Raw genomic sequence first — 19,099 nt, 5'->3', positions numbered from 1 at the left:
CAACTCGGTGATTCAGGCACACCGAGTCGATACCTTCGCAGGCAAGCCAGCTCCCACATTTGGATCGCCGTGCCTCAGCCAGATCAGCGTCGGCTGTCAGGCCGTCACGGGAGCAAGCTCCCTCGCCACAGATTTAGCGTCGTGACGAAGTTTCAAGTGACCGGTTTCAAGTCCGAATGAACGTGCCGGTGCCTGTGAGGATGTTCTGCAGGGTTTCCTGCACTTCGGCCATGTCTGACGCTGCGGTGCTGTGGGTGATCTCCAGCTGGTCCTTGCCGCCCAGGGCATCGGCATCGCCGGCCGCCAGTTCGATCAATAAGGTGGTCTCGCCCAACGTCACTTTCAGCCCATCCAGGGTCGAAGGTTCGTAGTCCCAAGTCAGCTCCACTTCGTCTTCATCCGGGTAACGGGTGAGCATGAACATTTCGCCGTTCTTGCCGTGACAGCAAAGCATGGCCATGTTGTCTTCTTCGTCGTCGCACGGGGTGGCCATCAGGGCGTCGGTTTTCAGCTGCAGCATGGGGCAATCCTGTGTAGGGGAGGGCAATTGTGCCACTGCGGCGAATTTTGTGCTTCATCCTGTGTCGGAAGTCAGGCATGACCTGACGGGCCGGATCGGTCATTTCTGGTACTGATGGTGTGCAAAGTAGCAAGATTTTCTACCGAAAATCCTGGGTTGCCCAAGTTGCAACCGACACCCTGCTTACCGATGACCGAATATGTCGCAGCGTCGCAAGCAGCGTTCTTCCTACACTCGTTAAGCTGCGCAACGGATGTGCCCTGTGCCAGGCGCCTGACCTGCCCGTCGTATCGTCATCTGGCCAACGGCATGCCGTATGGAAGTTGTATGTGACCTGACTGTCCTGTCCAGCTTCACCCACCTGTCACCCTGATTCGTTTATGGTGCTTGTCAGCACACCAGCGAACAGAGCTGACGGTCTCCCCGCAAGGGGATAACACGCGACGCTTTCATCAATAACAAGCCCAAGCGGAGTACCACAGATGGCGTTCTTCACCGCAGCCAGCAAGGCCGACTTCCAGCATCAACTGCAAGCGGCACTGGCGCAGCACCTCAGTGAACAGGCACTGCCACAAGTGGCGCTGTTCGCTGAACAATTCTTCGGCATCATTTCCCTGGACGAACTGACCCAGCGTCGCCTTTCCGACCTGGCCGGTTGCACCCTGTCTGCCTGGCGCCTGCTTGAGCGCTTTGATCACACCCAACCGCAAGTGCGGGTCTACAACCCCGATTACGAACGTCATGGCTGGCAATCGACCCACACCGCGGTCGAAGTGCTGCACCATGACCTGCCGTTTCTGGTCGACTCGGTACGCACCGAGCTGAATCGCCGGGGCTACAGCATCCATACCCTGCAAACCACCGTGCTCAGCGTGCGTCGTGGCAGCAAGGGCGAGCTGCTGGAAATCCTGCCCAAGGGCACCCAGGGCGAAGGCATCCTGCAAGAATCGCTGATGTACCTGGAGATCGACCGCTGCGCCAACGCCGCCGAACTGAACGTGCTGAGCAAAGAGCTTGAGCAGGTGCTGGGTGAAGTACGCGTGGCTGTGGCCGATTTCGAACCGATGAAAGCCAAGGTCCAGGACCTGCTGGCCGGTATCGACGCCAGCGCGTTCGCCATCGACGGCGAAGAAAAAGCCGAAATCAAGAACTTCCTCGAATGGCTGGTGGGCAACCATTTCACCTTCCTGGGCTACGAAGAGTTCGTGGTACGTGACGAGGCGGACGGCGGTCATATCGAATATGACGCCAGCTCTTTCCTCGGTCTGACCAAGCTGCTGCGCGCCGGCCTTACCGCCGAAGACCTGCGCATCGAAGACTACGCCGTGGCCTACCTGCGCGAGCCGACCGTACTGTCGTTCGCCAAGGCCGCCCACCCAAGCCGCGTGCACCGCCCGGCCTACCCGGACTACGTGTCGATCCGCGAGATCAGCGCCGACGGCAAGGTTATCAAGGAACACCGTTTCATGGGCCTGTACACCTCCTCGGTGTACGGCGAAAGCGTGCGGGTGATCCCTTACATCCGTCGCAAGGTCGCGGAAATCGAACGTCGTTCGGGCTTCCAGGCCAAGGCGCACCTGGGTAAAGAGCTTGCCCAGGTGGTGGAAGTACTGCCCCGTGACGACCTGTTCCAGACTCCGGTTGACGAGCTGTTCAGCACCGTGATGTCGATTGTGCAGATCCAGGAACGCAACAAGATCCGCGTGTTCCTGCGCAAAGACCCCTACGGTCGTTTCTGCTACTGCCTGGCGTACGTGCCACGCGACATCTACTCCACCGAAGTACGCCAGAAGATCCAGCAAGTGCTGATGGACCGTCTGAAGGCCTCGGACTGCGAGTTCTGGACCTTCTTCTCCGAGTCCGTGCTTGCCCGTGTACAACTGATTCTGCGGGTTGACCCGAAGAACCGCCTGGACATCGACCCGCTGCAACTGGAAAAAGAAGTGGTGCAGGCCTGCCGCAGCTGGCAGGACGACTACGCCAGCCTGGTAGTGGAAAGCTTCGGCGAAGCCCAGGGCACCAACGTGCTGGCGGATTTCCCCAAAGGCTTCCCGGCTGGCTACCGCGAGCGTTTCGCCGCGCATTCGGCTGTGGTCGACATGCAGCACCTCAACAGCCTGACCGAAGCCAACCCGCTGGTAATGAGCTTCTATCAGCCGCTGGGCCAGGTCTCCGGCCAGCGCGAGCTGCATTGCAAGCTCTACCACGCCGATACGCCGCTGGCGCTGTCCGACGTGCTGCCGATTCTGGAAAACCTCGGCTTGCGTGTGCTGGGCGAGTTCCCGTATCGCCTGCGCCATGCCAACGGCCGCGAGTTCTGGATCCATGACTTTGCGTTCATCGCCGCCGAAGGCGTGAACCTGGATATCCAGCAACTCAACGACACCCTGCAGGATGCATTTGTGCACATCGTGCATGGCGATGCCGAGAACGATGCGTTCAACCGCCTGGTCCTCACTGCCGGCCTGCCATGGCGCGACGTGGCGCTGCTGCGTGCCTATGCCCGTTACCTGAAGCAGATTCGCCTGGGCTTCGACCTGGGTTACATCGCCAGCACCCTGAACAACCACACCGATATCGCCCGCGAGTTGACCCGGTTGTTCAAGACCCGCTTCTACCTGGCGCGCAAGCTCACTGCCGACGACCTGGAAGACAAGCAGCAACGCCTGGAGCAAGCGATCCTCAGCGCCCTGGACGACGTTCAGGTGCTCAACGAAGACCGCATTCTGCGTCGCTACCTGGACCTGATCAAGGCCACCCTGCGTACCAACTTCTACCAGACCGATGCCAACGGCCAGAACAAGTCGTACTTCAGCTTCAAGTTCGACCCGCGTGCCATCCCCGAGCTGCCCAAGCCAGTGCCGAAGTTTGAAATCTTCGTGTACTCGCCACGGGTCGAAGGCGTGCACCTGCGCTTTGGCAACGTGGCTCGTGGCGGCCTGCGCTGGTCCGACCGTGAAGAAGACTTCCGCACCGAAGTGCTTGGTCTGGTAAAAGCCCAGCAAGTGAAGAACTCGGTAATCGTGCCGGTGGGCGCCAAGGGCGGCTTCCTGCCGCGTCGCCTGCCATTGGGCGGCAGCCGGGACGAGATCGCGGCCGAAGGCATCGCCTGCTACCGCATCTTCATTTCCGGCCTGCTAGACATCACCGACAACCTGAAAGACGGCGCGCTGGTGCCGCCGGCCAACGTCGTGCGTCATGACGACGATGACCCGTACCTGGTGGTAGCGGCGGACAAGGGCACTGCGACCTTCTCCGACATCGCCAACGGCATTGCCATCGACTACGGCTTCTGGCTGGGCGATGCGTTCGCCTCCGGTGGTTCGGCTGGTTACGACCACAAGAAAATGGGCATCACCGCCAAGGGCGCGTGGGTAGGTGTACAGCGTCACTTCCGTGAGCGCGGCATCAACGTGCAGGAAGACAGCATCACAGTGGTAGGCGTCGGCGATATGGCCGGTGACGTGTTCGGTAACGGCTTGTTGATGTCGGACAAACTGCAACTGGTCGCAGCCTTCAACCACCTGCATATCTTCGTCGACCCGAACCCGAACCCGGCCACCAGCTTCGTCGAGCGCAAGCGTTTGTTCGAACTGCCGCGTTCGGCCTGGACCGACTACGACACCAGCATCATGTCTGAAGGTGGCGGTATCTTCTCGCGCAGCGCGAAAAGCATTGCCATCTCGCCACAGATGAAAGAACGCTTCGACATCCAGGCCGACAAGCTGACCCCGACCGAACTGCTCAACGCCTTGCTCAAGGCGCCGGTGGACCTGTTGTGGAACGGCGGTATCGGTACCTACGTCAAGGCCAGCACCGAGAGCCATGCCGATGTGGGCGACAAGGCCAACGACGCACTGCGCGTCAACGGCAACGAGCTGCGCTGCAAGGTAGTGGGCGAGGGCGGTAACCTCGGCATGACCCAGCTGGGGCGTGTGGAATTCGGCCTCAATGGCGGCGGTTCCAACACCGACTTCATCGACAACGCCGGTGGCGTGGATTGCTCCGACCACGAAGTGAACATCAAGATCCTGCTCAACGAAGTGGTGCAGGCCGGTGACATGACCGACAAGCAGCGCAACCAACTGCTGGCGAGCATGACCGACGAAGTCGGCAACCTGGTGTTGGGCAACAACTACAAGCAGACCCAGGCCCTGTCCCTGGCCGCGCGCAAGGCTTACGAGCGTGCTGCCGAGTACAAGCGCCTGATGAGCGACCTGGAAGGCCGTGGCAAGCTGGACCGCGCCATCGAGTACCTGCCGACCGAGGAGCAGCTCACCGAGCGCGCCTCCTGCGGCAAGGGCCTGACCCGTCCGGAACTGTCGGTGCTGATCTCGTACAGCAAGATCGACCTCAAGGAAGCATTGCTCAAGTCGCTGGTACCGGATGACGAGTACCTGACCCGTGACATGGAGACCGCGTTCCCACCGAGCCTGGTGGCCAAGTTCGGCGAAGCCATGCGTCGCCATCGTCTGAAGCGCGAGATCGTCAGCACCCAGATCGCCAACGATCTGGTCAACCACATGGGCATCACCTTCGTTCAGCGACTCAAAGAGTCGACCGGCATGAGCCCGGCGAACGTCGCCGGTGCCTATGTGATCGTGCGGGACATCTTCCATCTCCCGCACTGGTTCCGTCAGATCGAAGCCCTGGACCACCAGGTTTCCGCTGACGTGCAACTGGAGCTGATGGACGAGTTGATGCGCCTGGGCCGTCGCGCTACGCGCTGGTTCCTGCGCAGCCGTCGCAACGAGCAAGACGCCGGGCGCGACACTGCGCACTTCGGTCCGCACCTGGCGGCGCTGGGCCTCAAGCTCGACGAACTGCTGGAAGGCCCGACCCGCGAAGGCTGGCAGAACCGCTACCAGGCCTACACCCAGGCCGGCGTACCGGAGTTGTTGGCGCGCATGGTTGCGGGTACTACCCACCTGTACACCTTGCTGCCGATCATCGAAGCCGCCGACGTGACCGGGCATGACGCCGCCGAAGTGGCCAAGGCCTACTTCGCCGTCGGCAGCGCCCTGGACTTGCCATGGTACTTGCAGCAGATCAGCGATCTGCCGGTTGCCAACAACTGGCAGGCCCAGGCCCGCGAAGCCTTCCGCGATGACGTGGACTGGCAGCAACGGGCGATCACCATCTCGGTCCTGCAAATGGCCGATGCACCACAAGACATGGAAGCCCGCGTGGCCCTGTGGCTTGAGCAGCATCAAGACATGGCGGATCGCTGGCGCGCCATGATGGTGGAAATTCGTGCCGCAGTGGGCACGGACTACGCCATGTACGCGGTGGCCAACCGTGAGTTGCTGGACCTGGCGTTGAGTGGCCAGTCGGTGTTGCAACCGGCTTGATGACTCGCTAAACCAAAAGCCCCCGCATCGTGAGATGCGGGGGCTTTTTGTTTGATCTGGAATGCGATCAATGTGGGAGCTGGCTTGCCACCTTACTGTAGGAGCGAGCTTGCTCGCGAAAAACGTCAACGATAACGCGTGCTTGCTGAATGAATGCGGCGCCTGTGAGTTTTTCGCGAGCAAGCTCGCTCCTACAATGGCATTAAGGCAAGCCAGCTCCCACAGGTTGATCTTCATTCACTGGGGATCAGTGATGTTTCAGTAGTCGGGTTTCCAGGTGATCCAGGTGCTGGGTCATCAGGGCGACAGCCGTGTGGGCGTCGCGCTGTTCCACGGCATCCACAATCGCCACATGCTCCTGCCATGCGCAATAGGTGCAGGCCTTTGTTTCAAATTGCGCAATGATCAACGACGTCAACGGCACCAGGCTGTTGAGAAACTGTGCCAGCGGCGCATTGCCTGCCATGTGCGCCAGTTGCAGATGAAACTCTCCCGAAAACCGGATCGCCGGCCCCCGCTGGTCACGCTCAATGGCGTTGCGCTCCTGTGCAATCAGCTCGCGCAGTTGGCGAATCTGCATCGCTGTGGCCTGGGCGCAGGCCAGTTGTACCACGGTCATTTCGGTCAGGCGCCGTGCTTCCAGAATCTGCCGTGTGTGCTGGGCATCCGGCGCGGCGACCTGGGCGCGCTGGTTGGGGCGCAGGATGACCACTTGCTGATGGGACAGCTTGGCGAGCACCCGGCGAATCACGCTGCGGCTCACGCCAAAGAGTTCGCCCAGGCCTTCTTCGGTGAAGCGGCTGGCGGGCGCAATGCGTTGCTCAAGAATGGCGTCGAACAAGCGTGGGTAGATATCGTCCACCGAGGGCTTTTTTTCGGGCGTCCAGCGTAGGGACGTGAGGGTGGAGTCGCGTTGCAGGGCGTGAGCGTTCATGGCCGGTCTCCGAAAATCAACTGCCCAGATGGTCGTCCGGGATATTCAAGCGAATGCCCATGCGCAGGCCTTCCTGCAGGATGTGCCGGCGCATTTCGGCACTGGCCAGGGCGCTGTTCTTGTTGCGGATGGCGCGTACCACGGCTTCGTTCTCTTGCAAGCGTTCGGCCAGGTGTTCAGGGGAGTTGCGCAGTACCTGGGCGCTTTGTTTGAGCGCGGTGCTGGTTTGCTGCACCACGTTCTGGAAGATCGGGTTGGAGGTCAGGGCGAAGAGTTCTTCATGGAAGTCGATATAGGCGTTCATGCCGGCCTCGGCATCGCCGGCATCCAGGGCTTCGCGCATGTCCATCAGGGTCAGGCGCAGTTGGCCGATTTCCTTGCTGCTGATCGACTGCGCCACCAGGCCGACGATGAAGGGTTCGAGGGTGTAGCGCAGTTGCAGGATGTCCTCGAGGCTGGCATCGGCCACGGCGTCGCTCGATTGCGGCTCGCTGACGCTGGTTTCCAGCACGACCACGCCTTTGCCCGGCATGGAGCGCACCAGGCCGAGGGTCTCCAGCACGATCACCGCTTCACGCAGGCTCGGGCGGCTGATGCCCAGCTGTTCGGCCAGTTCGCGCTGACCGGGCAGCATTTCACCGCGGCGCCACTGGCCTCGCGCCAAGGCGGCGCGCAGTTTTTCTACCACTGAATTGACGACGGTTGAGGTGCTGATCACGTCGTGCGCTCCTTGATAATGAATAATCCCGCCATCTGTAGGAGCGAGCTTGCTCGCGAAGATCGTCAACGATAGCGCGGGCAGCCTGGATGCTCGCGGTGTCTTGAAGTTTTTCGCGAGCAAGCTCGCTCCTACAGGGGGCAGCGGTAACGTTGTTAGAACTCCTGATGCGCCGGCAGCACCGGCTTCTTGGCCTGGAAGGCATAGCCTTGCTGGCCGTCGAGCACTTTGTTGGCGCGCTGGATATCAATGTCTTTTTCCCAACGGGCAATCGCCACCGTGGCGACGCAGTTGCCGATCAGGTTGGTCAGCGCACGGCCGATGCCCATGAACCAGTCCACCGCCAGCACCAACACCAGGCCGACCACCGGAATCGCCGGGATTGCCGTGAGCGTTGCCGCCAGGATCACCAGCGCCGAGCCTGGAATGCCATGGGCGCCCTTGGAGGTGATCAACGATACCAGGAGGATGGTCAGCAAGTCGGTCATCGACAGCGGCGTGCCGGTGGCATTGGCGATAAAGACGATGGCCAGGGTCAGGTAGATCGAGAAACCGTCGAGGTTGAACGAGTATCCGGTGGGGATTACCAAACCCACGGTGGAGCTGCCAATACCCAAATGTTCCAGCTTGCGCATGATCTGCGGCAGTACAGCGTCGGACGAAGCGGTGCCCATCACGATCAGCAGTTCTTCGCGCAGGTACTTGAGCAGCGGCAACATGCGCAGACCCGACAGGCGCATCACCAGCCCGAGGATCACCGCCACGAAGGCAAAGCAGGTCAGGTAGAAAAGCCCCACCAGGCTGCCCAGGTGTTGCAGTGAGTCCAGGCCATAGGTGCTGGTGGTGAAGGCGATGGCACCGAATACGCCAATCGGCGCCAGGCGCACGATCATGCCCATGATGCGGAAGATCACATGGCTCAATTCGTTGATCAGTCGCGAAATCCCGCTGGCCGCTTCGCCCACCAGGTTCAGCGCGCTGCCGAACAGCACCGAAAACAACAGCACTTGCAGCACGTTATTATCGGCAAAGGCGCCGACTACCGAGTTGGGGATCAACTCCATCAGAAACTGGCTGGTGCCGCGGATGTGCTGGCCCTTGTCGGCCAGTTCATTCAAACCGGCGGAAGAGAGTTGCTCCAGGTGAATATTGGCGCCGCTGCCGATGCCGGTGCTGAAGGCCATGATCAGGCCGAGCACCAGGGCGACGGTGGTCAGCATCTCAAAATAGATCACCGACTTGAGGCCGATGCGTCCGACCTTCTTCAAGTCGCCCGCGCCGGAAATACCGCTGACCACCACGCAGAACACGATCAGGCCGATCAGCATTTTGATCAGCTTGATAAAGCCGTCACCCAAGGGTTTGAGTTGCGAGGAGAATTCGGGAAGGGCCAGGCCGCAGGCGATGCCGAGCATCAGGCCAATCACGACTTGCAGGAAAATCGAACGCGAGCACCATCTGAGCATGGGAGGGATCTCTATTCGGTGCCCTGGTGGTTCCAGGGCTTAATTGTTGTGGTCTTACCGGTAAGTCCAGTGCGGGGCCAGTCTACGCTCGGTTTTTTTCAAATCACAAGTAAATATTTGGCGGTTGGCAGGTCCCGGTCTGACCAGTTGGTCGGTAAGTACGATGCTTGAGCGGTTGGCGGAGATTAATTTTTTTTGCGTATCATCGTCCTCGGCATACGAGGTGATGGATGGACCAATCAGGGCTGACAACCGACGAAGCAGGGCGCATGTACTGCGCCTGGCGCACTGCAGCGCCTGCTTACCTGCATTACCACGACCACGAATGGGGCGTGCCGGTGGCGGATGACATCGCGTTGTACGAGAAGATCTGCCTGGAGGGCTTTCAGGCGGGGATGGCGTGGATCACCATCCTGCGCAAGCGCGAAAACTTTCGACAGGCGTTCGAGGGTTTTGATTTTCGCCGGGTGGCGCACTACGGCGAGGCGGACATCGAGCGGTTGATGAGCGACCCGGGCATCGTGCGCAATCGCGCGAAGATCGTCTCGGCCATCAACAACGCGCGCCGGGCCTGTGAACTGGTGGAAGAGACCGGCTCGCTGGCGCGCTGGCTGTGGGCGTTCGAACCCGGCGCGCAAGAGCGGCCGGCAGTGGTGGACATGGCTTACTGGACGGCCAATCCGACCTCAGCGGCTTCGGTGCGCTTGTCCAAAGCCCTGAAGAAACGCGGCTGGACCTTTGTCGGCCCGACCACGATGTATGCGCTGATGCAGGCGATGGGGATGGTCAATGATCATCTGGAGGGTTGTGAGTGCCGCCCGCGCATTGAACACCAGCGCAACCTGTTCAAACGTCCCTGAATCACTGGCAGAGCAGGTTAAAAACTGTGGGAGCCAGCTCCCACATGGGTTTTGTGGTGTTGCTGATTACTTGGGAAGTGGGGTAAGTACCTCAGCCTTGTCATCCAGCACCATCACTACCAGCAGCTTGGCCGGTTGGGTCTGGCTGGCATTGCTTGACTCAAAATGCCGCGAGCCGGCCGGTTCGTAGAACGATTGCCCGGCTTTGTAGGTGATCGCCTTTTCATCATTGACCCGCGAGGTGATCTCGCCTTCGAGCACATAAGCCACGGCGGTGCCAGTGTGGCTGTGGGGCACGGTGGCCTGGCCGGGGGCGTAGTCCACGGTGAGCATGATGGTTTTCTTGCCCGGCACGTTGGTCAAGGCGTGTTCTTGCAGCACCTTGAGCGTTTCCTTGTTGTAGACCGGGTCGTGGGCAAATGCACTGAGGGAGGCGAGCATCAGGGTAGCAGCGAACAAGCGTTTCATGATGAGGGTTCCATCGGGTGAAAGACCGCTTCACCCTACGCCGCCGAGGGCTTGCCACCAATGACCAATGCGCCGGAAAACCGCCTAGCCAATCTGCAGGAGAATATCCCGCACCTTGTCCAGCGCCGGGTCGATATCCAGGGTCTCGATGGCGCCGAAACCCAGAATCAGCCCCGAGCGCACCGGGCGGTCGTGAAAAAACACGTCCAAGGGATATAAACCCACCTCGACCTGACGCGCCCGTTCCATCAGCAATGGAATATTCACCGGCACCTTGCACAGGGCCGCCAGGTGAAAGCCCGCCACCGTCGGTACTGCCTCGAACCACGGCGACAGATCGCCCGCCAGACGCTGCAGGATGCGTTCGCGACGCCCCGCGTAGACGCCGTGACAGCGGCGAATATGTTTGAGCAGGTAGCCTTCGCTGATGAACTTGGCCAGTGCCCACTGCGGCAAGGTAGCGCTGTGCTGGTCGGTCAATTGCTTGGCCTTGAGCACCGCACCATAAATGGCCGGCGGCAGCACCGCGTAGCCCAGGCGTAACTCCGGCGACAGGGTTTTGGAAAAGGTGCCGACGTAGGTGACCACGCCTCGGGTATCCATGCTTTGCAGGGAGTCGGTGGGGCGGCCTTCGTAGCGGAATTCGCTGTCGTAATCGTCTTCGATGATGATCGCGCCGAGCGCAATGGCGCGGTCCAGCAGGGCTTCGCGCCGCGCCTGGCTCATGGGCATGCCGAGGGGGAATTGGTGGGACGGCGTCACATAGATCAGGCGCGTGCCATCCGGGATCTGGTCGACCTGCAGGCCCTGTTCGTCGACGGCAACACTGGCGACGCGGGCGCCCATCGCGATGAACAATTGGCGTGCGGGGCTGTAGCCGGGGTCTTCCATCGCGACCAGGCTGCCGGGTTCAAGCACCACGCGGGCAAGCAGGTCCAGCGCCTGCTGTGCCCCGTTGGTGACTACGATATCGCGGGCGCCGCATTTGACCCCACGGGAAAACGCGATATGCCCGGCGATGGCTTCGCGCAGGGCGGGCACGCCTTCTGGCTGGCTGTAAAAGCCACTGTTCTGGGCGATGCGACGCAACGCATCCTGGGTGCAACGCCGCCATTCATCCTGGGGGAATTGGTGGCGTGTCGTCGCGCCGCCGATAAATTCGTAGCGCAGGATCTCCTCGCGGGCGGGGTGGCCTATGGGTGAGGGCAGTGCGGCCCATTTGCCCAGGTTGGCGGCACACGCCAGGTCGGTGGCGGTTTGCACGCGGTCGGGCTGTGGCGCCCACGCATTGACGAAAGTGCCGCGGCCGATCTTGCCAACCAGCAGGCCCTCGTAGGTCAAGGTGGCGTAGGTGTCCGACACCGTCTTGCGCGAGATGCCCAGTTGTTCGGCGAGCAGTCGGCTGGGGGGCAGTTGTGCGCCTGCCGACAGCCGCCCGGTGGCGATGGCTTCGCGCAACTGCTGGTAGAGCTGTTCGGCCAGGTCCTTGCGGCCATTGATGACTACGTGCAGTTCCATGTTTCATCCCAAGGCTTCACTCCGCGCCAAGATTACTCGCTTGCGGTGCGGGCTCAAAATATCTATGACTCAGTTGCCCCTGCGTATAAGTATCTACCGTCGCCTGGCTATTACCGGCCGCCATGATTTCCCCTATTGCAGGCACCGATTGCCTGCCGCCCGCGTTATTCAACGTGATGGCATAGGGAGCCGGACTCATGACGACATCGACAACACATACTAAAAAGAGGCGCGAGACCTTGCTCGCCCTGGACCAGAGCCTGGGACCGCTGGTGGTTGGCGAGTTGACTGTCTCGCGTATAGACCTGGCCGCCATGGGTGCCCAGGTGGCGGGAAAACCGGTCAAGACCCATCGTCTGGCGGTACGCGAGGCAGATCAGGCGCTGCTGGATTCAATTCGGTTCTCGGCGTCCAGACTGCAGCGTTATCTTCGTGGGAGTAGTTCTGTCAGCGACAGCAGCGCCGCTGTGCTATTTGAGTTCGCGGCGTTGCGCTCTACACAAGCTGCGCCTTTACTGGTGGTCAAGCCGGGAGACGAAAATGCCGGTGCAGTGGGCAAGCTCGATAGGCTGTTACGTTCAGTGCAGAAAACCAATCTCAACCAAGCGGCGCAGTTGGAGGGAATGCCTGGTTGGGTCGAGCCGAAGAAAAGCCGAAGCTTGGCGGTAATGGGTGCGGGGCTGGAGGTTTACGGGTACTACAGTGCGATCAACGCGTTGGCCGAAGCGATCAAGACCGGCGATATCAATGAGGCGGTAGTCACAGGCGCAGAGTTGTTTGCCAACCTCACGGGCACGGCACTGGAGTTGGCGCTGGAGCGCTTGGGCAGACGGCTGCTGGAAAACGGGCATAAGGTGTTAGCAGGTTTCAGCGCCAGTTCTCTTGGCCAGACCCTGCGACGGGGCGCCGGCCTGTTCGCTCTGGTGCTGACGTTGCCGTTTGACTATCACAATGCCAAGCAATCGCTGCATAAGGCGGCGAACAGCACTGGCAAGGAAGCGCTTGATCATTACGTCAACGCCGGCTTCAGTATCGTGAGCGCCAGCGTCAGTGTGGCCCTGGGGGTTGCAGCGTTGGCTGGATTCGGCGTGGCCGGCCCGCTGGGTATTGCCGCCGCCGCCGTATTGATGTTTGGCGCGCAACTCTATGCGGCGGTTCGTCAGGTGGATGAAATTGATGACTATATCGAGCTGAGTGTTTTCGAGCGGCTGCACACGGGCTGGTTGGCATTTCAGGGCAAGGAACCGGAGAAAGAAATACGTGAGCGGTTCGCCCTGGCCAGGATGGAAAATTGGTATGCGCAGCACCTGACCAATCAGGCCGAGACCTGGCTCAGGGGGGCGCTCAGAGGCACCGTACAGGCGGTAGTCAATGGTGGGTTTGAGGTGCGGCTGAGCCCGGTCCGGCATTGGAAGCATCGATGGAACGAAGCCGAGGGTGAGGATCCCTACATCGACACCACCGAGCCGATGCTCGTCGACCAGAATGATCAAATAGATGCTTCCAGCGCCTCGGTTGGCCGTCTGCCTGGTGTGGTGCTTGGTCAGGGTGATGCGAATTCCGCGGTGCTTTGGCGGCTGGGGGGCGGCAATGACGATGTCAAAGGCTTCGCTGAGATCCCCAATATTTTTCAGTTCGGTGAAGGCCAAAAGCAGCTGACCGGTGGCGCCAGGGACGACGTATTCAGCTATGACATGCCGACGGGCACACTGGACGAGGCCGACGCACATCGCCCGGCCAGTCAGCTGCGTGGCGAGGCAGGCAGCGATACGCTCTACCTGTCCAACTCGGCAATCTATGAGCACAACACGCAAGGCTATGCCATCGACCTGCAGGCGGGCACCGTCGTGCGGCGCAAAGATATCGACAAACCGCTGCCTCATCACTCGATCAGCCTCGACTCGATAGAAAATATCGCCACGCCAGCCGGGGTTGCCAGCCAAGTCAAGGGTTCGGAACAGGCCAATACGATAATCGCAAACGGCGATGGCGATCGGATCGAGGCCGCGCAGGGCAATGATACGGTGATCGTGCTGGGTTCCAACGCCTGGGTGGACGGCGGAGCGGGCAAGGACCGTTATGTTCTGGCCACCAACCGCGGCACGGTCTCGCTATACGAGCAGGACTGGGCCGAGGGTGCCGTGATCGAGATGCGCTGGCCTCTCTCGGCTATCGCCCATTGGGGCGTCCAGGGGTGTGCGTTGGTCATTGTGGTCTGGCGGGGCGTTAATGGCGAACTGCCGCAGCACGTGATCAAGCTTGAGCAGCTCTATACGCAAGGTGATGACCGGCGCTGGTTGAACAAGCACAGCCTGCTGTTTCTCACGGAGGACGGCTACATGCTTGAGCCGATTCTCGAACCGACATTGGTTGGCAACGAGGACGCCGACGTGACCGTCGCCGTGAGAGCAGGTGGCCAGGGCGTCAGCCTGGACAGGGTGTTGAACGCCGGAACGTTCGTGGTGCCCCATGGGCGTTCGACCCGCTGTTTCATCGAACGTGGGCCACACAGAAAGGTGGTCGAAGTTCGTCTTAAAAGCGACGCGACTGCTTGCGTGTTGTACGTGGATTATTCGTCGCAGGAGGTTCTCCAGGTATTGGCCGGTTACCGTGTGACCCTACGCAGGTTGGTTCACTTCGATTCGCTGACCTATAGCGACGTGAAATTAACCATCAGTTTCACCGACGGCAGTCAGTTGGTCCTCTGCGAATATGCCAGTGATCGATCCTCGATACGCACCAACGTGACGTCAAACATCATCGCGGTCAGCCTCAAACTGGACTGCCAGTTTGTACTGGTCATGAATGATGGCGTCTCATACCGGATACAGGCGGCCCAGCAAACCTATACCCAGGACCGCGCCTCACCAGGATTCAATACCTTCGATGGCAGCTCGGCATTGGTAAAAAGGCCAGGGATACACGGTTTTTTTCGACCGCACAGTGCCAAGGGGGTCTGGTTGCAATCGTCGCCGCAGAAAGTCGTTATTCCTGCCCCACCGCATTATCAAAAGTCTTACTCGTTGATGGGGCGGGCGTCGACCTATGAAGTGGTGCCCAGTACCGGCTCAACGATCTACCTGTCCACGCCGGGCGCGCTGGCCAAAAAGTCGGACGCATCGTTCTGGCGGATCAACACGGCCAAGCTTGGTGAGCTGATTGAGCGGGCGCACATCGTCTTGAACGAAAACACGCTGACCCTCGGCAGCGTGAAGGTGCTGCTGCCACCCGTGACAGACCCTTCGGTGCCGCTGGAACAAGTCAGCGTACTCACCAAGGAGGGCGAGCAATACGACATCCGCCAGGACCTGGGGGGCATCTATCTCGCGCAACTGGATGCCTCCCCTTATCAGACTGTAGCCGAGGTCTGGGAAGCGTTGCGGCGTTCTCGCCAGTGGTCAACCTTGATGGCGCGTCAGCTGCGCGTTATCGGCTTGGAGCTGAGCGACGGCACGGTGTCAGGCGTTCATTACGATTCAGGCCGCGATTGCTGGGGGGCGGATGTTGATCCGCTGCGTACCGTAACGTCTGCGGACTTGCGGTTCAGCGGTGTTGACCCAGTCTGATTGATCATTAAAAGGGATTTTTTATTTATGCAGCAAAAACCGCAATCGCCCAGAACTGCCGGCCGACCCTCTGGGCGTGCCGGTGACGGTGCCGACACTGTCATGGTCAGGGACTATGGCCGCCCGGCCAGTCCCACTCAACCGGCGTATCAAGGCGCGCAGCGCACGCGATACCGCAATGGTGGTTTGCTTGGGGTCCCGCAAATAAGTGCTTTGGATCTGCCTGGGCCGCCACCGCCAACGGCTGTATGGGTGACAGGCGATACGCTTGGAGCCGTCAGTGCCGAGGGTATGCATGATGTGAACGGCCGCAGTTACGTCAATCTGGATACCGGGCAAACGGTGCAAGTGGTCCATCAGCCGGCCAGTGGTACTTATCACCCGCGCTTGGCGCATCAACTGGCTGCCGGCTCAGCTGTGGTACAGAGGGTTGGGAATACTTCAACCTGGACAAACGTGACGACCGCAGCGCATTCCAGTGTTCCGATAGCCACGCCAGTGACGATGCCAACACCCGGGCCGCGAGATCCGCAGTGGGATCTGCAGCTCTACGATGCGCGAGGTGCTGGTGCAGCGACGGGGACTCCTATCCCGGGGAAAAAACAGTACGTCATTGGCGGGCAAAACTACTACGGTGATGAACTGTTTTCGTTGGACCACTACAAGGCAGGCGATAACAGGCTCTACATGCAGAATGCGAATGGTGTGTTGCAGCCTCGCGGCTCCATCACCGAAGACGGGATGATTCAGCTCTCTGGTGACCCGGCCGTCGCCTATTTGGAGGTGGGGAGCGTGCTGGTTCGCGTCGAGCTTGATAGCACGAGAAATAAATACCAACTGATCCCGAATGGTTCCAACAGCGCGCCGGGTATTTACCTGGATACTGGCGGCAGCCGGGCATCGTGGGTGCCCGAAATGCGCTTGGACAGCATCGGCGCAATCATTAACGCCGCCCGCAAATCGCTGGGCTACACCGGTGTTACCAGTGATATGAGCCAGGGCTTGATGTCGACCGTGGACAAGCAGACGTACGGCTATATGCGCCAATATGCGCGGCAGATGATTGCATTCGATAACCCGCGTATCCGCAACGCGCCCGTGCAGCAGCGAGATCGCATGATTGATGCACACATCTGGACCCATGGCTACCCGTATGACCGCCTGTTGCTCGGGATGCACGCCAGGGCTGAGGGCGTCGCATTACCACCGGGTGTTGTGCAGTTTGATGCGTTTCAAGGCATGGCCACCGTGGCGGCCCGTCGTGAGGGAACGTTCAATCTAGAGGCCGTTGCCGTCAATGACCAGCTTCATTATCCCTATCGCGGCAGGCGCGGGGATGAACAGGATTTTTTTGATCAATGGAGGGCGTTGGACATTAAGCAGACCAGGCAGCGTGGGGCGGCCAATGAGCAAATGTACCGTGAGTTACTTAAAAATGATGGCTATCGAATCATTCCCGGTGGGACCTACGGCGGCAGCCAGAATGGCTTCGATCTGGTATTCATGGGGCCGGCGGGCGATGTCTATGTGCTTGAAGTCAAACATGCCAAATCCAGCCACGTCAGCATGGCTAGGGTCAATCAGCACTTCCAGATGGAGGATGGCTGGGTCACACGGGTCCTGAGCAAACTGGACAGTCACGATCCAGGTGCTGGGCAGCAGGTTGCGGATGCACTGGCACGTCAACGGCTTTTCAAGGTCATTGGTGCGACCCTGCCAGATGGCAAACTGGTGCTATTTAAGATCGACATGAGCGCTGTACGTGCGCGGTGACAAACAGGCGAGCCCGTTCGCCACCGACAGTGCCGGCGGCTTCAGGACAAGAAGCCACCGTCCACGTTGAGCGAAACGCCCGTGGTGTAGCTCGATGCGTCACTGGCCAGGTACAACACCGCGCCAGCCATTTCGCTGGGGTCGGCCACGCGCTTGAGCGGGATCTGCGCCAGGGCAACTTTCAGGATCGAATCGTTCTTGACCAGTGCCGAGGCGAACTTGGTATCGGTCAGGCCCGGCAGCAACGCGTTGCAACGGATACCGAACGCCGCGCACTCCTTGGCGAATACCTTGGTCATGTTGATCACGGCGGCCTTGGTCACCGAGTAGATGCCCTGGAATACGCCCGGCGAGATGCCGTTGATCGAGGCCACGTTGATGATGCTGCCGCCGCCGTTCTCGCGCATCAGCTTGCCGGCTTCCACCGACATGAAGAAGTAACCACGGATATTGACGTCAACGGTCTTCTGGAATGCGCCCAGGTCGGTGTCCAGTACGTTGCAGAACTGCGGGTTGGTAGCGGCGTTGTTGACCAGGATATCCAGGCGGCCGAACTGTTCACGAATGCCGGCGAACACCTGGGTGATCTGCTCCATTTCTCCAATATGGCAGGCAATGGCCGTGGCTTTGCCGCCCTCGGCGATGATCGCATCGGCCACGTGCTGGCAGCCCTCCAGCTTGCGGCTGGAGACAATCACATGGGCGCCTTGCTGGGCCAGCAACTTGGCGATGGCTTCACCGATGCCACGGCTGGCGCCGGAAACAAACGCAATCTTGCCATCGAGGTCGAACAGGTTGGTCTTGGACATGAGGGTTCCTTGTAGTTGCACTCAGAGCGCTGATTTGCCGATGACATTCAGGCTCATCTGCTCCAGCAGTTTGTTCATGTGGATGAACTGCGCGAAGCGTTTGTCCTGGGTCTGGCCATGGAAGAAGCGGTAGTAGATCTGCTGCACAATCCCGGCCAGACGGAACAGGCCGTAGGTGTAATAGAAATCGAAATTGTCGATCTGGATGCCGGAGCGCTCGGCGTAGTAGTCGACAAACTGGCGGCGGGTGAGCATGCCGGGGGCGTTGCTCGGCTGGCGGCGCATCAATTGCACCGGCGCCGGGTCCGCGGCCTCGATCCAGTAGGCGAGGGTGTTGCCCAGGTCCATCAGCGGGTCGCCCAGGGTGGTCAGCTCCCAGTCCAGCACGCCGATGATCTGCATCGGGTTGTGCGGGTCGAGGATCACGTTGTCGAAGCGGTAGTCGTTGTGCACGATGCTGGAGGTGGGGTGGTCGGCAGGCATCTTGTCGTTGAGCCAGGCGCGTACCGCCTCCCATTTTGGCGCGTCGGGCGTCAGGGCTTTTTCATAGCGCTCGCCCCAGCCGCGAATCTGCCGCGCCACGTAGCCTTCAGGCTTGCCCAAGTCGGCCAGGCCGCAGGCGTGGTAGTCGACCTGGTGCAGTTCGACGAACTTGTCGATAAAGCTCTTGCACAAGGCTTCGGTGCGGGTGGCGTCCAGGCCCAGCTCAGCCGGCAGGTCGGAACGCAGGATGATGCCGTTGACGCGCTCCATCACATAGAACTCGGCGCCGATCACCGATTCATCGGTGCAGTGCACATAAGCCTTGGGGCAGTACGGGAAGCCATCTTTGAGCTGGTTGAGAATGCGGTATTCGCGGCCCATGTCGTGGGCAGACTTGGCCTTGTGACCAAACGGCGGGCGACGCAGCACAAATTCCTGGTCGGGGTATTCCAGCAGGTAAGTCAGGTTCGACGCGCCACCAGGGAACTGGCTGATTTTGACGGTACCGCTCAGGCCCGGAATATGAGCTTTGAGATAGGGATCGATCAGGCTGGCATCAAGTTCTTCGCCTGGGCGAATCTGGGTCGATTGGTCGTTCAGCGCCATGCTTATCCCTTCTGCTTATTCTAAAGG

At 60.3% G+C, this 19,099-nt stretch carries 12 protein-coding genes and 1 pseudogene; 5 read left to right on the top strand and 8 right to left on the bottom strand.

Annotated features, from left to right (window positions below; genetic code table 11):
• Window positions 1–166 precede the first annotated feature (166 nt).
• On the bottom strand, window positions 167–520 hold the full coding sequence (locus HBO10_RS23215) for a hypothetical protein (RefSeq protein ID WP_034126020.1): 354 nt from the start codon (window positions 518–520) through the stop codon (window positions 167–169).
• A gap of 482 nt (window positions 521–1,002) precedes the next feature.
• Between HBO10_RS23215 and HBO10_RS23210 the strand changes: the two genes are divergently transcribed.
• Window positions 1,003–5,871: an NAD-glutamate dehydrogenase gene (locus tag HBO10_RS23210; protein ID WP_034126019.1), complete on the top strand. Its 4,869-nt coding sequence runs from the start codon at window positions 1,003–1,005 to the stop codon at window positions 5,869–5,871.
• Window positions 5,872–6,118: 247 nt separating this feature from the next.
• Here the strand turns inward: HBO10_RS23210 and HBO10_RS23205 are convergent, their stop codons facing one another.
• Together HBO10_RS23205 and HBO10_RS23200 are read right to left on the bottom strand one after the other, a co-directional pair.
• On the bottom strand, window positions 6,119–6,805 hold the full coding sequence (locus tag HBO10_RS23205; protein WP_034126017.1) for a GntR family transcriptional regulator: 687 nt from the start codon (window positions 6,803–6,805) through the stop codon (window positions 6,119–6,121).
• A gap of 16 nt (window positions 6,806–6,821) precedes the next feature.
• A complete protein-coding gene (locus HBO10_RS23200) occupies window positions 6,822–7,523 on the bottom strand; it encodes a FadR/GntR family transcriptional regulator (protein ID WP_014718317.1) in 702 nt (233 codons plus the stop codon).
• A gap of 25 nt (window positions 7,524–7,548) precedes the next feature.
• Between HBO10_RS23200 and HBO10_RS31440 the strand changes: the two are divergent.
• A pseudogene (locus HBO10_RS31440) lies at window positions 7,549–7,659 on the top strand (outer membrane lipoprotein carrier protein LolA); the annotation flags it as partial.
• 19 nt (window positions 7,660–7,678) lie between these two features.
• Here HBO10_RS31440 and HBO10_RS23195 read toward each other — a convergent pair.
• A complete protein-coding gene (locus tag HBO10_RS23195; protein ID WP_169855370.1) occupies window positions 7,679–9,004 on the bottom strand; it encodes a C4-dicarboxylate transporter DctA in 1,326 nt (441 codons plus the stop codon).
• 215 nt (window positions 9,005–9,219) lie between these two features.
• On the opposite strand from HBO10_RS23195, the gene HBO10_RS23190 reads away from it, so the two are divergent.
• On the top strand, window positions 9,220–9,849 hold the full coding sequence (locus HBO10_RS23190; protein WP_034126016.1) for a DNA-3-methyladenine glycosylase I: 630 nt from the start codon (window positions 9,220–9,222) through the stop codon (window positions 9,847–9,849).
• 66 nt (window positions 9,850–9,915) lie between these two features.
• On the opposite strand, the gene HBO10_RS23185 is transcribed toward HBO10_RS23190, so the two are convergent.
• On the bottom strand, window positions 9,916–10,317 hold the full coding sequence (locus HBO10_RS23185; RefSeq protein WP_019820196.1) for a cupin domain-containing protein: 402 nt from the start codon (window positions 10,315–10,317) through the stop codon (window positions 9,916–9,918).
• Window positions 10,318–10,401: 84 nt separating this feature from the next.
• Window positions 10,402–11,835, bottom strand: coding sequence for a PLP-dependent aminotransferase family protein (locus tag HBO10_RS23180; RefSeq protein ID WP_034126015.1), 1,434 nt, complete (start codon window positions 11,833–11,835; stop codon window positions 10,402–10,404).
• Window positions 11,836–12,032: 197 nt separating this feature from the next.
• Between HBO10_RS23180 and HBO10_RS23175 the strand changes: the two genes are divergently transcribed.
• Together HBO10_RS23175 and HBO10_RS23170 are read left to right on the top strand one after the other, a co-directional pair.
• Window positions 12,033–15,401 (top strand): calcium-binding protein, encoded by a 3,369-nt coding sequence (locus HBO10_RS23175; protein ID WP_169922117.1) that lies wholly within the window; start codon window positions 12,033–12,035, stop codon window positions 15,399–15,401.
• Window positions 15,402–15,692: 291 nt separating this feature from the next.
• Window positions 15,693–17,174, top strand: a complete 1,482-nt coding sequence (locus HBO10_RS23170; RefSeq protein ID WP_230633828.1) for a hypothetical protein — start codon at window positions 15,693–15,695, stop codon at window positions 17,172–17,174.
• A 41-nt stretch (window positions 17,175–17,215) separates the two neighbouring features.
• Here the strand turns inward: HBO10_RS23170 and HBO10_RS23165 are convergent, their stop codons facing one another.
• Window positions 17,216–17,983: an SDR family oxidoreductase gene (locus HBO10_RS23165; RefSeq protein ID WP_034126013.1), complete on the bottom strand. Its 768-nt coding sequence runs from the start codon at window positions 17,981–17,983 to the stop codon at window positions 17,216–17,218.
• 21 nt (window positions 17,984–18,004) lie between these two features.
• Entirely contained in the window at window positions 18,005–19,072 is a 1,068-nt protein-coding gene (locus HBO10_RS23160) for a phosphotransferase family protein (RefSeq protein ID WP_034126012.1), read from the bottom strand.
• Window positions 19,073–19,099: the final 27 nt, after the last annotated feature.

Origin of the sequence: Pseudomonas sp. WS 5503, from assembly GCF_012985385.1 — a bacterium.
GTDB lineage: Bacteria > Pseudomonadota > Gammaproteobacteria > Pseudomonadales > Pseudomonadaceae > Aquipseudomonas > Aquipseudomonas paracarnis.
This window is presented reverse-complemented; position numbering and strand designations above follow the sequence as displayed.

Coding starts and splice junctions, on each gene's coding strand:
- HBO10_RS23165 (WP_034126013.1), bottom strand. CDS start 17,983: ATGTCCAAGACCAACCTGTTCGACCTCGATGGCAAGATTGCGTTTGTT.
- HBO10_RS23160 (WP_034126012.1), bottom strand. CDS start 19,072: ATGGCGCTGAACGACCAATCGACCCAGATTCGCCCAGGCGAAGAACTT.
- HBO10_RS23170 (WP_230633828.1), top strand. CDS start 15,693: ATGCATGATGTGAACGGCCGCAGTTACGTCAATCTGGATACCGGGCAA.
- HBO10_RS23180 (WP_034126015.1), bottom strand. CDS start 11,835: ATGGAACTGCACGTAGTCATCAATGGCCGCAAGGACCTGGCCGAACAG.
- HBO10_RS23215 (WP_034126020.1), bottom strand. CDS start 520: ATGCTGCAGCTGAAAACCGACGCCCTGATGGCCACCCCGTGCGACGAC.
- HBO10_RS23185 (WP_019820196.1), bottom strand. CDS start 10,317: ATGAAACGCTTGTTCGCTGCTACCCTGATGCTCGCCTCCCTCAGTGCA.
- HBO10_RS23190 (WP_034126016.1), top strand. CDS start 9,220: ATGGACCAATCAGGGCTGACAACCGACGAAGCAGGGCGCATGTACTGC.
- HBO10_RS23205 (WP_034126017.1), bottom strand. CDS start 6,805: ATGAACGCTCACGCCCTGCAACGCGACTCCACCCTCACGTCCCTACGC.
- HBO10_RS23175 (WP_169922117.1), top strand. CDS start 12,033: ATGACGACATCGACAACACATACTAAAAAGAGGCGCGAGACCTTGCTC.
- HBO10_RS23210 (WP_034126019.1), top strand. CDS start 1,003: ATGGCGTTCTTCACCGCAGCCAGCAAGGCCGACTTCCAGCATCAACTG.